This is a genomic window from Rhodopseudomonas sp. BAL398, from assembly GCF_033001325.1.
Taxonomy (GTDB): Bacteria; Pseudomonadota; Alphaproteobacteria; order Rhizobiales; family Xanthobacteraceae; genus JARJEH01.
Window position 1 is genome coordinate 1,154,164 of record NZ_CP133111.1, and the last position, 13,753, is coordinate 1,167,916.

11 protein-coding genes and 2 pseudogenes are annotated in these 13,753 nt (G+C 64.7%); 10 read left to right on the plus strand and 3 right to left on the minus strand.

Annotation, left to right across the window (positions count from 1 at the left end; translation table 11 throughout):
* Window positions 1-14: 14 nt before the first annotated feature.
* The 9 genes from proS (at window position 15) to RBJ75_RS05460 (ending at window position 9,775) form a co-directional block, all read left to right on the plus strand.
* Entirely contained in the window at window positions 15-1,334 is a 1,320-nt protein-coding gene (gene proS / locus RBJ75_RS05420) for a proline--tRNA ligase (protein WP_044416365.1), read from the plus strand.
* Between the two features lie 76 nt (window positions 1,335-1,410).
* The gene (locus RBJ75_RS05425; RefSeq protein WP_044416367.1) at window positions 1,411-2,691 is read left to right on the plus strand and encodes a lipoprotein-releasing ABC transporter permease subunit; all 1,281 of its coding nucleotides are present in this window, start codon (window positions 1,411-1,413) and stop codon (window positions 2,689-2,691) included.
* Window positions 2,692-2,701: 10 nt separating this feature from the next.
* Window positions 2,702-3,400, plus strand: a complete 699-nt coding sequence (locus RBJ75_RS05430) for an ABC transporter ATP-binding protein (RefSeq protein WP_044416369.1) — start codon at window positions 2,702-2,704, stop codon at window positions 3,398-3,400.
* A 169-nt stretch (window positions 3,401-3,569) separates the two neighbouring features.
* Window positions 3,570-4,820: a D-alanyl-D-alanine carboxypeptidase family protein gene (locus tag RBJ75_RS05435; RefSeq protein WP_044416370.1), complete on the plus strand. Its 1,251-nt coding sequence runs from the start codon at window positions 3,570-3,572 to the stop codon at window positions 4,818-4,820.
* A gap of 3 nt (window positions 4,821-4,823) precedes the next feature.
* The gene (tmk, locus tag RBJ75_RS05440) at window positions 4,824-5,516 is read left to right on the plus strand and encodes a dTMP kinase (protein ID WP_044416372.1); all 693 of its coding nucleotides are present in this window, start codon (window positions 4,824-4,826) and stop codon (window positions 5,514-5,516) included.
* On the plus strand, window positions 5,513-6,553 hold the full coding sequence (locus RBJ75_RS05445; RefSeq protein ID WP_044416374.1) for a DNA polymerase III subunit delta': 1,041 nt from the start codon (window positions 5,513-5,515) through the stop codon (window positions 6,551-6,553). Before tmk ends, RBJ75_RS05445 begins: the two co-directional genes overlap by 4 nt.
* A 62-nt stretch (window positions 6,554-6,615) precedes the next feature.
* Window positions 6,616-8,160, plus strand: coding sequence for a methionine--tRNA ligase (gene metG / locus RBJ75_RS05450; protein WP_044416376.1), 1,545 nt, complete (start codon window positions 6,616-6,618; stop codon window positions 8,158-8,160).
* A gap of 14 nt (window positions 8,161-8,174) precedes the next feature.
* Complete coding sequence (locus RBJ75_RS05455) at window positions 8,175-8,966, plus strand: TatD family hydrolase (RefSeq protein WP_044416380.1); 792 nt, start codon at window positions 8,175-8,177, stop codon at window positions 8,964-8,966.
* Entirely contained in the window at window positions 8,963-9,775 is an 813-nt protein-coding gene (locus tag RBJ75_RS05460; RefSeq protein ID WP_044416378.1) for an MBL fold metallo-hydrolase, read from the plus strand. Before RBJ75_RS05455 ends, RBJ75_RS05460 begins: the two co-directional genes overlap by 4 nt.
* Window positions 9,776-9,795: 20 nt before the next feature.
* Here RBJ75_RS05460 and RBJ75_RS05465 read toward each other — a convergent pair whose 3' ends face one another.
* The gene (locus tag RBJ75_RS05465; RefSeq protein WP_080901199.1) at window positions 9,796-11,868 is read right to left on the minus strand and encodes an ice-binding family protein; all 2,073 of its coding nucleotides are present in this window, start codon (window positions 11,866-11,868) and stop codon (window positions 9,796-9,798) included.
* Between the two features lie 305 nt (window positions 11,869-12,173).
* Window positions 12,174-12,578: pseudogene (locus tag RBJ75_RS05470) on the minus strand (AMP-binding enzyme); the annotation flags it as partial.
* A gap of 30 nt (window positions 12,579-12,608) precedes the next feature.
* On the opposite strand from RBJ75_RS05470, the pseudogene RBJ75_RS05475 reads away from it, so the two are divergent.
* Window positions 12,609-12,782, plus strand: a pseudogene (locus RBJ75_RS05475) (MBL fold metallo-hydrolase); the annotation flags it as partial.
* A gap of 253 nt (window positions 12,783-13,035) precedes the next feature.
* Here RBJ75_RS05475 and plsY read toward each other — a convergent pair.
* The gene (gene plsY / locus RBJ75_RS05480) at window positions 13,036-13,725 is read right to left on the minus strand and encodes a glycerol-3-phosphate 1-O-acyltransferase PlsY (RefSeq protein ID WP_044412823.1); all 690 of its coding nucleotides are present in this window, start codon (window positions 13,723-13,725) and stop codon (window positions 13,036-13,038) included.
* Window positions 13,726-13,753: the final 28 nt, after the last annotated feature.

The window sequence follows — 13,753 nt, forward strand, 5'->3', positions numbered from 1 at the left end:
CCTGAGCACATCCCATGCGCCTGTCGCGATTCTTTCTGCCGATCCTCAAGGAGACCCCGAAGGAGGCCGAGATCGTCTCGCACCGCCTGATGCTGCGCGCCGGCATGATGCGCCAGGAGGCCGCCGGCATTTATGCGTGGCTGCCGCTGGGGCTGCTGGTGCTGAAGAAGATCGAGCAGATCGTGCGCGAGGAGCAGAACCGCGCCGGGGCGATCGAGCTGTTGATGCCGACGCTGCAGCTCGCCGATCTGTGGCGCGAGAGCGGGCGCTACGATGCCTATGGTCCGGAAATGCTGCGCATCACCGACCGGCACAAGCGCGAATTGCTGTATGGGCCGACCAATGAGGAAATGATCACCGAGATCTTCCGCTCCTATGTGCGCTCCTACAAGAGCCTGCCGCTCAACCTCTACCACATCCAATGGAAGTTTCGCGACGAGCAGCGCCCGCGCTTCGGCGTGATGCGCGGCCGTGAATTCCTGATGAAGGATGCTTATTCCTTCGATATCGACGAGGCCGCGGCGCGCAAATCCTATAACCGGATGTTCGTCGCTTACTTGCGGACCTTCGCCCGGATGGGGCTGAAGGCGATCCCGATGCGGGCCGAGACCGGCCCGATCGGCGGCGATCTCAGCCATGAATTTATCGTCCTGGCCGAGACCGGCGAATCCGGCGTGTTCTGCGACAATGACGTGCTCAATCTGCCGGTCCCCGATGCGGGCGTCGATTATGACGGCGACCTGACGCCGATAATCACGCAATGGACCACGCTCTATGCGGCGACCGAAGACGTCCATGATGCAGCGCGGTACGAGCGTGAGGTGCCCGAGGCCAATCGGGTCAGCACCCGCGGCATCGAGGTCGGCCAGATCTTCTATTTCGGCACCAAATATTCGGACTCGATGAAGGCGATGGTGGCCGGTCCCGACGGCGTCGATGTGCCGATCCATGGCGGCTCCTACGGCGTCGGCGTGTCGCGGCTGGTCGGCGCCATCATCGAGGCCTGCCACGACGACAATGGTATCAAATGGCCGGAAGCGGTGGCGCCGTTCCGGGTCGCGGTGCTGAACCTGAAGCAGGGCGACAGCGCTACCGACACCGCCTGCGAACAGCTCTATCGCGAGCTGAAGGCCAAGGGCGTCGACGTGCTGTATGACGACACCGATCAGCGGGCAGGGGCGAAATTCGCCACCGCCGACCTGATCGGCATTCCGTGGCAGATCCTCGTTGGTCCCAAGGGCCTGGCCGAGGGCAAGGTCGAAATCAAACGCCGCAGCGATGGATCGCGCGAGAATGTCAGCGCCGCCGACGCCGTCGCGCGGCTGGTGGCGTGATCACTTTTCCACCGACGCCGTCCGCACATCACCGTGTCGCGGCTAGAATTAGCCCGAATCATGTGCGATTCGGGCTATGGATGACAGTATGAGCGAGCCAATTCGAACCACACCCTTCGCGCCATTCGAATGGCTGCTGTCCGGACGCTATCTGCGTGCGCGTCGCAAGGAAGGCTTCATTTCGGTGATCGCCGGGTTTTCGTTCCTCGGCATCATGCTCGGCGTCGCCACCCTGATCATCGTGATGGCGGTGATGAACGGCTTCCGCAAGGAATTGCTGGACAAGATTCTCGGCCTCAACGGGCACCTGCTGGTGCAGCCGCTGGAGAGCCCGCTGACCGACTGGAAGGACGTCGCCGATCGGATCAACAAGGTCGCCGGCATCAAGCTGGCGGCGCCGGTGGTCGACGGCCAGGCGCTGGCCTCGTCGCCGTTCAACGCCGCGGGCGTGTTCGTGCGCGGCATCCGCGCCGACGACCTCAACAAACTGTCGTCGATCGTCAACCACATCAAGCAGGGCTCGCTGGAAGGCTTCGACGAGGGCCAGGGCGTCGCGATCGGCCGCCGGCTCGCCGATACGTTGTCGCTGCACGCCGGCGACAGCATCACGCTGGTGGCGCCGCGCGGCGCCGTGACCCCGGCCGGCACGATGCCGCGGATCAAACCCTACAAGGTCGCCGCGGTGTTCGAGATCGGCATGTCGGAATATGATTCGACCTTCGTGTTCATGCCGCTGACCGAGGCGCAGGCCTATTTCAACCGGGCCAACGACGTCACCGCGATCGAGGTCTACACCACCAATCCGGACAAGATCGACGGCTTCCGCAAATCGGTCACGGAGGCTGCGGGACGACCGGTGTTCCTGGTCGATTGGCGGCAGCGCAACGCGACCTTCTTCAACGCGCTGCAGGTCGAGCGCAATGTCATGTTCCTGATTCTGACCCTGATCGTGCTGGTGGCGGCGCTCAACATCGTGTCCGGGCTGATCATGCTGGTGAAGGACAAGGGCAGCGACATCGCGATCCTGCGCACTATGGGGGCGACCCAGGGCTCGATCATGCGGGTATTTCTGATCACCGGCGCTGCGATCGGCGTGGTCGGCACTTTGACCGGATTTCTGGTCGGCTTGCTGGTCTGCCTCAACATCGAATCGATCCGGCAATTCTTGTCCTGGATGACCAATACTGAGCTGTTCTCGCCGGAACTGTATTTCCTGTCCAAGCTGCCGGCCGAAATCGATTTCGCCGAGACCAGCGCCGTGGTGATCATGGCCTTGACGCTGTCGTTCCTCGCCACGCTGTATCCGTCGTGGCGCGCCGCACGTCTCGATCCTGTCGAAGCGCTGCGGTACGAGTGAGGCAGGACTGATGGAGCAGGGCGCGGAAGACATACCGGTTGTCTATCTACACGACATCAAGCGGCACTATTCGCAGGGTGAGTCGACGCTGACCATTCTGGACGGTGCCAAGCTGGCGCTGTGGGCCGGGCAGTCGGTGGCGCTGGTGGCGCCCAGCGGCGCCGGCAAATCGACGCTGCTGCACATCGCCGGCCTGCTCGAGCACCCGGACGAGGGCGAGGTCTATGTCGGCGGCACCGCCACCACGGCTTTGACCGATGCCGAGCGCACCCAGATCCGCCGCACCGACATCGGCTTCGTCTACCAGTCGCACCGACTGCTGCCGGAATTCAGCGCGCTGGAAAACGTCATGCTGCCGCAGATGATCCGCGGGCTGAAGAAGAGCGAGACCGTCAGCCGCGCCAAGGAAATCCTGGCCTATCTGGGCCTCGGCGACCGCATCACCCATCGGCCGGCCGAACTGTCCGGCGGCGAGCAGCAGCGGGTCGCGATCGCCCGCGCGGTCGCCAATGCGCCCCGCGTTCTGTTTGCCGATGAGCCGACCGGAAACCTCGACCCGCACACCGCCGATCACGTGTTTCAGGCACTGATGCAATTGGTCCGGGCGACCCGGGTGGCGATGCTGATCGCTACCCACAATATGGAACTGGCGGGGCGGATGGACCGCCGGGTCTCGTTGCAGAACGGCAACATCGTCGAACTGGATTAACCGCCGGGCTATCGGGTCCGCAAGGCTCGCGTCTTCTGCGGCCGCGAGGCAACCCGGCAAAGCGCGCGCGCGACGACGCTGGTCAATTTGGCTGACGGATGCACCTTTGAATCTGCCGCGTTGTTCGCGCTAGCCGCAACTGGTAGAACGCGGCATCCGGGATCCCTGCATGGCCGTCACTCGATCAACATCTGGCGCCGGGCGCCACTATTCGCCGATCTGGCGCTGGCTGCTGTCGGGTCTGCTTGCCGTGGCGATCGGCGTGAGCGGGGTGGCCTATGCGGCCAACAACAGCGTGCAGGGCGCCAAGAAGGACGAGGGTTACGACAGCGATGCGCCGACCGCGATCCTGATCGACGCCAGCAGCGGCAGCGTGCTGTTCGAGAAGAACGCCGACGAGTTGCGGCCGCCCTCCAGCATGATGAAGCTGGTGACCGTGGAGCTCGTCTTCCACCTGCTCCAGCAGGGCAAGATCAAGCTCAGCGACGAATACGAGATCAGCGAAAATTCCTGGCGCTATGGCGGCGCCCCGGCCGGCGGCTCGACGATGTTCGCCGAGATCCACAGCCATGTCTCCGTCGACAATTTGTTGCACGGCGCCATCATTCAGAGCGGCAATGATTCCTGCATGGCGCTGGCCGAAGGCATCGCCACCACCGAGCAGGGTTTCGTCGAGATGATGACCAAGCGGGCCCGCGAACTCGGCCTGACGCGGTCGACCTTCGCCAATTCCACCGGTCTGCCCGATCCCGGCAACAAGATGTCAGTGCGCGAGCTGGCCGTGCTGGCGCGCCATATCATCACGACCTATCCGGATTTCTACAAACTGTTCGGCGAGAAGGAATTCACCTGGAACAAGATCCGGCAGTTCAACCGCAATCCGCTGCTGAACGCGCTGACCGGCGCCGACGGGTTGAAGACCGGCCACACCAAGGAGGGCGGCTACGGCGTGGTCGGCTCGGCGGTGCAGAACGGGATGCGGCTGATCGTCGTCGTCAACGGGCTTGAGAGTTCGGAAGATCGGGCCAACTCAGCCAAGAAGCTGCTGGAATGGGGCTTTCGCAATTTCGAATCGCGGCCGCTATTCGCCGCCAACCAGCCGATCGGCTACGCCCGGGTGTTCGGCGGCGAGCGCCGCTATGTCGAGCTGGCGAGCCCCGAACCGGTCGAGGTGATGGTGCAGAAGAACGGCAGCGACAAGCTGTTCGCCCGGATCGTCTATACCGGGCCGATCCGCCCGCCGGTCGAATCCGGCCAGCCGGTCGGCGTCGTCCGGGTCTGGCGCAATGGCAATATCGCGGTGGAAATGCCGTTGCAGGCCGCGGCCTCGGTACCGGTCGGGTCGACCACGCGGCGCGCGATCGATGGCGCCAGCGAATTGATGTTGGGACTGTTCCGCGCCGGCCTGGCGAAGCTTTAGACAATGGTTGAACAACCCGGCGCAGCAGGCTCAAATCGCGGCCGTTTCATCACCTTCGAGGGCGGCGAGGGCGCCGGCAAATCGACCCAGATCAAATTGCTGGCGGCCCGCCTTGCGGCGGCGAAATTGCAGGCGATCGTGACCCGCGAGCCGGGCGGCTCTCCCGGCGCCGAGATCATCCGGCATCTGCTGCTGTCCGGGATCGGCGGGCTAATCGGCGGCGCGGCGGCCGAAACCCTATTGTTCGCCGCGGCGCGCGACGACCACGTCCATGCCCTGATCCAGCCGGCGCTGCAGCGCGGCACCTGGGTACTGTGCGACCGCTTTTCGGATTCGACCCGGGCCTATCAGGGCAGCCTTGGCGCGGTCGATCCCGGCGTGCTCAACGCGATCGAGCGGGTGACGATCGACAATTTGAAACCGGACCTGACCATCATTCTGGATATTCCGGTCGAGATCGGCATGGCCCGCGCCGCGGCACGCCGGGGCGCCGGGGCGCCGGACCGTTTCGAGGCCGAGAACAGCGATTTTCATCGCAAGCTGCGCGAGGCCTATCGGGGGATCGCGGCGTCGGAGCCGCAACGCTGCGTGCTGATCGATGCCAATGACAGTGCCGAGATCGTCGCCGGCCGGGTCTGGCTCGCGGTGCGCGACCGGCTGCTGTCGCCGGCCAAACCCGCAACGGAGCTGACATGAGCGCGCGCAAGGTCGAGCCCGAACGCTTAGTGAAAAGTCCGCGCGAGACCACGGCGCTGTATGGCCATCGCGGTCCCGAGCGGACCCTGCTCGACGCCTATCGCAGCGGCCGGATTCCGCATGCCTGGCTGATCGGCGGTGCCCAGGGCATCGGCAAGGCCACTCTGGCCTACCGGATGGCGCGCTTCGTGCTGAGCCACCGCGATCCTTCGTCCGCCGCGGCGCAGAGCGCCGAGACGCTAGCGATCGACCCGGCCGATCCGGTGGCGCGCCATGTCGCCGCCGGTGCCCATGGCGGGCTGCTGACGCTGGAGCGCTCGGTCAACGACAAGGGCGTGCTGCGCAGCGTCATCACCGTCGATGAATCGCGCGAGACCATCGGCTTTTTCGGCTCCACCGCGGCGGTCGACGGCTGGCGGGTCTGCATCGTCGATACCGTTGATGAATTGAACGCCAACGCCGCCAATGCGCTGCTCAAGGTGATCGAGGAGCCGCCGCTGCGCTCGCTGTTCCTGCTGATCAGCAATGCGCCGGCGCGGCTGCTGCCGACCATCCTGTCACGCTGCCGCAAACTGCCGCTGCGCCCGCTCGATCCCGACGACGTGATCCGGGCCGCCGCCGAGGCCGCCGATCTCGACGTCGCCGATCCGGTGCTGGCGGAAGCCGCCGACGCGTCGGAGGGCAGCGTCGCCCGCGCCCTCGGCCTGCTCGGCGGCGGCGCGCTGACCCTGCACCAGCGCACCACGGCGCTTTTGGACGAGCTGCCCAATGTCGATCCGCGCGCGCTGCACGCGCTGGGCGAGGCGCTGGGCGGCACCGACCGCGCCACGCTGGCGGCCTTTGTCGACGGCGTCGATCGCTGGATCGCAGAGCAGCTGCGCGTCGATGATGCCAACGCCAATCTGCCTCGCCTTGCGCGGCTGGCGCAGGTATGGGAAAAGATCAGCCGCGCCGCGCGCGAAACCGAAGCCTACAATCTCGAGCGCAAGCCTCTGGTGTTTTCGGTGTTCGGGCTGCTCGCGGAGGCGGTCCGCTGAGGTGCCGGGCGATCGTCCGCGTCGCCGGCTCCGACTGACATCACTGAAAGGCCCCGGCGCAAATGGCGCAGCGAAATTCATATTACATCACCACCGCGATCTCCTATCCGAACGGCGCGCCGCATATCGGCCACGCCTATGAGGCGATCGCAACCGACGCGCTGGCGCGCTTCCAGCGGCTCGACGGCCGCGACGTGTTCTTTCTCACCGGAACCGACGAGCACGGCCAGAAGATGGTGCAGACCGCGCAGAAGGAGGGGATGACGCCGCGCGAGCTGGCGACCCGCAATGCCGGGCTGTTCCGCCAGATGGACGACCGGCTCAACATCTCCTACGACCGCTTCATCCGCACCTCGGAGGAGCAGCATCACCGCTCCAGCCAGGAAATCTGGAAGCGGATGGAGAAGAATGGCGACATCTATCTCGACTCCTATGCGGGCTGGTATTCGGTTCGCGACGAGGCCTATTACGCCGAGGACGAAACCATTGTCGGCGACGACAAGGTGCGGCGCGGCCCGCAGGGCTCGCCGGTCGAATGGGTCGAGGAGAAGAGCTACTTCTTCAAGCTGTCGAAATATCAAGAGCCGCTGCTCAAGCTCTACAATGACCAGCCCGATTTTATCGGTCCGGATTCGCGCCGCAACGAGGTGATGTCCTTCGTCAAGGGCGGCCTCAAGGACCTCTCGGTGTCGCGCACGACTTTCGACTGGGGCATCCAGGTGCCCGAGGCCGACGGCCATGTGATGTATGTCTGGGTCGACGCGCTGACCAACTACATCACCGGCGTCGGCTTTCCCGACGAGCAGGACCCGAACTGGCACTACTGGCCGGCGGATCTGCACGTCATCGGCAAGGACATCATCCGGTTTCACGCGGTGTATTGGCCGGCATTCCTGATGTCGGCCGGCATCCCGGTGCAGAAACGGGTGTTCGCCCACGGCTTTCTGTTCAACAAGGGCGAGAAGATGTCGAAGTCGGTCGGCAATGTCGTCGACCCGTTCAATCTCGCCACCCAATATGGCGTCGATCAATTGCGCTACTTCCTGCTGCGCGAGGTCCAGTTCGGCCAGGACGGCAGCTATAATCACGAGGCGATCGTCAACCGCATCAATGCGGATCTGGCCAACGATCTCGGCAATCTGGCGCAGCGCTCACTGACCATGGTGGCCAAGCAATGCGACGCCGCGGTGCCGCAGCCGGGCGCGTTCAGCGAGAACGACAAGGCGATCCTCGACCAGGCCGACGGCATGATCGAACTGGCGCGGACCGCGATGGCGACGCAACAGATCCATCAGGCGCTCAACGGGGTGTGGGCAGTGGTGGCGGAAGCCAACCGCTACTTCGCCGGCGAAGCGCCATGGGCGCTGGCCAAGACTGATCCGCCGCGGCAGAAGACCGTGCTCTATGTCACCGCCGAAGTGCTGCGGCAGGTCGCGATCCTGGCCCAGCCGGCAATGCCGGAGGCGATGGCCAAGCTGCTCGACATTCTGGCGATCCCGGCGGATCAGCGCGATTTCGCCGCGCTCGATCAGCGCATCGTCGCCGGCACAAAGCTGCCGGCGCCGGCGCCGATCTTCCCGCGCTATATCGAGCCGACCGCCGCATGAGCGATCAACCGCCGATGCTGATCGACAGCCATTGCCATCTGGAATTCCCGGATTTCGCCGAGGATCTCGACGGCCTGGTCGCGCGCGCCCATGCCGCCGGCGTCGCCCGGATGGTGACGATCTCGACACGGGTGCGGCGGTTGCCGGAGTTGCTGGCGATCAGCGAGCGTTTCCCCAATGTCTATTGCTCGGTCGGCACCCATCCGCATCACGTCGACGAGGAAGACGGCATCCCGGCTGAGGAGTTGATCGAGCTCACCAGGCATCCCAAGGTGGTGGCGCTGGGTGAAGCCGGCCTCGATTACTTCTACGATCACGGCTCTCCCGAGGCGCAGGCGAGGGGGTTTCGTGCCCATATCGCCGCGGCCCGGGCCACCGGCCTGCCGCTGGTGATCCATACCCGCGAGGCTGATGTCGATTGCGGCAAGATCCTCGAGGACGAGATGGCCAAGGGGCCGTTCCGCGCCGTGCTGCATTGCTACACCGGCGGCCGCGACCTCGCTTTGCAGGCGATCGATCTCGGCCTGTCGATCGGCTTCACCGGCATCCTGACCTTCAAGAAATCGCAGGCCTTGCGCGATCTCGCCGCCGAATTGCCGGCCGACCGCATCCTGGTCGAAACCGACTCGCCCTATCTGGCCCCCGGCAAATTTCGCGGCAAGCGCAACGAGCCGTCTTATGTGGTCGAGACCGCCAAGGTGCTGGCGGAGGTCCGCGGCGTGTCGCTCGACGAGATCGCCCGCCAGACCACGCAGAATTTCTTTCGTCTGTTTTCCAAGGTGCCAGCACCGGAGGGTGTCGTATGACCCTGACGCTCACCATTTTGGGCAGCGGCTCCTCCGCCGGCGTGCCGCGCCCGGCGCTGGGCTGGGGCGCCTGCGATCCGGCCAATCCGAAAAACCGCCGCCGCCGCTGCTCGCTGATGGCCGAGCTGGCCTCACCCGACGGCATCACCCGCGTGGTGATCGACACCTCGCCGGATCTGCGCGAGCAGCTGATCGACGCCAATGTCGAGCATATCGACGCCGTGTTCCTGACCCACGAACACGCCGACCAGACCCATGGCATCGACGATCTGCGCTCGGTGGTGATGTCTCAGCGCACGCGGATTCCGGTCTATCTCAATCAGGCGACCGCGGCGCATATCCTGCTGCGCTTCACCTATTGCTTCGAGCAGGCGCCGGGCAGTTCCTATCCGGCGATTCTCGATGCCCGCGAGATCGAGGCCGGCGAAAGCCGCGTCATCGACGGCCCGGGCGGGGCGCTGACGCTGTCGGCGTTCCAGGTGCAGCACGGCGATATCATCGCGCTGGGCTACCGGATCGGCAACGCCGCCTACACCCCCGACGTCAACGACATTCCGCCGCAGAGTTGGCCGCAGCTCGAGGGGCTCGATCTGTGGATCATCGACGGGCTGCGCTACAAGCAGCACGGCAGCCATTTCAGCGTCAGCGACGCGCTGAGCTGGATCGAGCGCTTCAAGCCGAAGCGCGCGGTGATCACCAATATGCACGCCGACATCGACTACGAAGTGCTGCGCGGGCAGCTGCCGGCAGGCGTGGTGCCGGGTTTTGACGGGATGCGGCTGACGCTGGATGATGCCGCGGTGTCCTGAGCTGATCGCAGGCCCGGGCGCTACCAGGTGTAACCAACCCGCCCGCGGCCCTGATAGGTGGTGGTGCGATCGGCGAACTCGCCGTCGAACTGCAGCGCCACCGAGAAGCCGTTGCGAAACCGCAACTCGGCGCCGGCGGTGGCGAGCAGCAGGTCACCGGACGATTGCGCCCCCATCACGCTGAAGCCGCTACCCGCCAGCGTCACGAACGACGCATTCATGATCGGGGCCGAAATCTGGTCATGGGCCCAGGCTGCGCGGCTGCGCAGGATCAGGAGATCGCCGTCGGCGAGCGGTGCGGACTGGTCGAACCACGCGCCTATTTCCGTCCGGGTGGCGTTTACGGTGTGAGCCTCATAGCTGCGCGCCAGTGGCGAATTGCTGTTCTCGCTGTAGGCCGGCGTGCGGAACGCCTGCGCCTGCAAGGCGCCATAGGGCGTGACGCCGAAGTCCGGGATCGTCGGCAGAACCGGCACGGCGAAGCGATAGCCGCCCTCGATCCGGGCGCCGAAATTGTTGGCATGGTAGTTGGCGTTGAGGTGATCACCGAGCACGGAGAGGTATTGATCGGTGGTGACATCGTGCCAAGCATAGGCCAGCGCCGCCGACACATAGGCCGCATCGATCCGGGTCGAGGCATAGATCGCGGACTGGAACATGTCGCTGCGGCCGCCGCCGAAGCCGTCCGCCAGCGCATAATTGGTGCCGCCGCCGCCCAGCGCAAAGCCCACAATGGTGCTGGGGAGGATTCGATAATCCAGCCCTGCCGCGAAGCCATAGGCGCGGCTGGTGCGGTCGGTGGTGTCGGCGACGGAATCGCCCCTGGTCAAGGTTCGGCCACCATAGGCGCCGCCCCACACCGCCCAATTGCGCGGTTCGAGGCCGCGGTCCAGCGTGCCATCGATCGCCGCACTGGCAGGGGCCTTGGTGATCATATGCTGCGCCGCATACCCCAGCGTTCGCACCACCGGCACCGAGGGCCCGAAGCCGATGCGGCCTTCGGACAGGATGCTGCCGGCGAAGGGATTGAGCACCATCGAGAGGAAAGAATCCATGGCGCGGATGCCGGATTGCGCCGTGCCGGTGCTGGCTTCGCCGGTCAGCTGCCGCAATACCATTGCCTGCGCGGTTGGACTGAGACCGGCCAACAACAGGAACGCCTCCGGAAATGCGCTGGAGATCGAATTGCCGGCGCCGATCGCATTGGCGAAGGCGGCGTTGATGGCGGCAGTCACGCCCTGCACCGGCGTCGGGGTCGTGCCCGATCCCGGGGTCGTCGTGGGTGTTGTTCCCGGGGTCGTCACCGGCGTTGTCGGTAGCAGCGGCGCCACCGCGCATGGCGACAGGTTGCGCGTCGAGATCTGGTTGGTATCGAGCGTCACCGCACCGTTGCGGGCCAGCGCGCTGCCGCAAGTGATGTTGGCGCCGGTGTTGAGCGTAATGCTGCTCAGCGCCAGGATGTCGCCGACGAACGAGGTCGTGGTGCCGAGCGTCGCCGAACTGCCGACGCGCCAATACACATTGCTGCCGAGTCCGCCGCCGATCACGGTGACGCTTGCGGCGCTTCCGGTGGTCAGCGAACTGCCGACATTGAAGATGAAGATCGCGTTCGGATTGCCGAGCGCGTTGAGCGTTAGCGCGCCGGTGAGCTGGGCCGACGATGCAAAATTGTAGACGCCGGGGGTCAGCGTCAGGCCGCCGAGATCTTGTCCGGTCAGATCGCCGGTGGTGGGCCGGCTGGCGATGGCGTTGTAGCCGCTTGCCAGATCGATCTGGGCCTGGATCGCGATGGCGTCGCCGATATAGATGCCGCCGGGCGCAGTCACCATTCCGGGCGGAAAGCCGGTCACAGCGCTGCCGGGGCTCAGACCGAGGCTTCCGATTAGAACCGTTGGGCCGGTGTTGTTTACCGACGATCCTGCCAGCACCGCGAAATTCGCCGCGCTGCCGAGATTAGGAATTTGTGCCCATGCAGCCGATGGCGCGATCAGCGCCGCCAGGCAGGCCGGGCGAAGCAGGCGCCGGGCCCAACCGCCGCCAAAGCAGACAGGTGCGCCGAGTCGGGCAGGGAGGCGGCGAACGGGGCTGCGCATGAGAGGTTTCCTTGTTCCACAAAGAAGCTCCTCACGCTTGAGCGAATGTGCGCAGGTACGCGGCACATTGTGAGATATGAGAACAACATGGTTAACGGCGAATGGTTAACAAATCGTTAACGACACGGTCGTCCGCCGATCGCGGGCGTGGCATCTGCCGTCGCCTCGCATCGTCGCCGCCTATCGGACCGCTCTCTTACAATTTCCCGCTGACGCTGTTCGCCGCCGCGGTGCGGATGCGGGTGTGATTCGGAGTAACTCGTCGGCGCTTTGAACGCAATTGGCCCTTTGTCGTGATCCGCAGCCTACTCCGAAATCGCCTTGGCCGACTTCACCTGATCGCGCAGCATGAATTTCTGGATCTTGCCGGTCGAGGTTTTCGGGATCTCGGAGAACACCACCACCTTCGGGGTCTTGAAGCCCGGCATATGTTCGCGGCAATAGGCGATGATCTCGGCCTCTGTCGCATGCGCGCCTTCCTTCAGTTCGATGAAGGCGCAGGGCACTTCGCCCCATTTGGCGTCGGGCTTGGCGACCACCGCGGCGAACAGGATCGCCGGGTGCTTGTAGAGGATGTCCTCGACCTCGACCGAGGAGACGTTCTCGCCGCCCGAGATGATGATGTCCTTGGAGCGGTCCTTGATGATGACGTAGCCGTGCTCGTCGAGCACGCCGAGATCGCCGGTGTGAAACCAGCCGCCGGCGCTAGCGGTCCCCTGACGCCGTCGGCGTTCCAGGTGCAGCACGGCAGCCATTTCAGCGTCAGCGATGCGCTCTCCTGGATCGACCGCTTCAAGCCGAAGCGCGCGGTGATCACCAACATGCACGCCGATATCGACTACGAAGTGCTGCGCAGGCAACTGCCGGTGGGTGTCGTGCCGGGGTTTGACGGGATGCGGCTGGTGGTGGGCTGAGCGCGGAGATAGACCGACGTGTCCGACACCCAGAAACCGACCAGGAGGCTCGACGCCTGAACGCGCGCTGCTGCGGCGAGAAAGAATCGGCTGCGGGCAGCGTTCGCGCTTCGCGACGGATGCGAGCGAGTCACGCTCGCTTCCCGCACGCCCCCCAGCGCAGACCCCAGCTTCTCGACCAAAAGCGGTCAAAAGACGGACATCGCGCCTGGTCCGAAAAGGGCCAGAAGCGGACCAAGTCACATTGCTCGCATTAGACTTGAGTTTTCCCCGCATTCACATTGTGTCCACTCTGCCCCAGACGTGGTTCTGTACCCGCCAACAGCCTTTGAATGTTAGCGCGATGGCGAGCGATCACGTACAGGCCGCCGCAGGCCACTAGCAACCTATACGGCAAGGGATTCTCAAAAACGCAAACGAGAGCGATTGCCGTCAACGCGGCAAGGATCGAGCTGAGGGAGACAATTCTGGCTATAGCGAGCACACCGCCAAAAATTATTGCGGCACCCAGCCCAACGGGCCACGACATCGCCAGCAACACGCCGAGCCCGGTTGCTGCCGACTTGCCGCCGGTGAAATTCAGCCAGATCGAGCGGCTATGTCCCACGAGAACTGCAATTCCAGCCAGACAAACGATCCACGCCACCCACGTTTGAACACCAATTGCCGTCGGCGGCGTCGGAGATAGCAGCGCATAGAGCCAGGGACAAAATGAGCGGGCGACGCCAACGGCACAGACGCCTTTTAGCACATCGCCGACAAGCACAGCCAAGGCTGGCCATTTGCCAAGCGTCCGCAACACATTCGTTGCTCCAGTTGACTTGGAGCCATGCTCTCGAATGTCGAGGCCCCTTAGCATTTTCCCTGCCAAGTAGCCCGTGGGTATCGAGCCGAGAAGATAGGCGATCACCAAAGCAACTGCGACCGCTGTCCAGAACGCCATGGGTTGGACTTTCCGTTTGTCCCGCTGC

Bases quoted from the DNA above. Each gene is read 5' to 3' on its own strand.
- proS (WP_044416365.1), top strand. From the start codon at position 15: ATGCGCCTGTCGCGATTCTTTCTGCCGATCCTCAAGGAGACCCCGAAG.
- RBJ75_RS05425 (WP_044416367.1), top strand. From the start codon at position 1,411: ATGGATGACAGTATGAGCGAGCCAATTCGAACCACACCCTTCGCGCCA.
- RBJ75_RS05430 (WP_044416369.1), top strand. From the start codon at position 2,702: ATGGAGCAGGGCGCGGAAGACATACCGGTTGTCTATCTACACGACATC.
- RBJ75_RS05435 (WP_044416370.1), top strand. From the start codon at position 3,570: ATGGCCGTCACTCGATCAACATCTGGCGCCGGGCGCCACTATTCGCCG.
- tmk (WP_044416372.1), top strand. From the start codon at position 4,824: ATGGTTGAACAACCCGGCGCAGCAGGCTCAAATCGCGGCCGTTTCATC.
- RBJ75_RS05445 (WP_044416374.1), top strand. From the start codon at position 5,513: ATGAGCGCGCGCAAGGTCGAGCCCGAACGCTTAGTGAAAAGTCCGCGC.
- metG (WP_044416376.1), top strand. From the start codon at position 6,616: ATGGCGCAGCGAAATTCATATTACATCACCACCGCGATCTCCTATCCG.
- RBJ75_RS05455 (WP_044416380.1), top strand. From the start codon at position 8,175: ATGCTGATCGACAGCCATTGCCATCTGGAATTCCCGGATTTCGCCGAG.
- RBJ75_RS05460 (WP_044416378.1), top strand. From the start codon at position 8,963: ATGACCCTGACGCTCACCATTTTGGGCAGCGGCTCCTCCGCCGGCGTG.
- RBJ75_RS05465 (WP_080901199.1), bottom strand. From the start codon at position 11,868: ATGCGCAGCCCCGTTCGCCGCCTCCCTGCCCGACTCGGCGCACCTGTC.
- plsY (WP_044412823.1), bottom strand. From the start codon at position 13,725: ATGGCGTTCTGGACAGCGGTCGCAGTTGCTTTGGTGATCGCCTATCTT.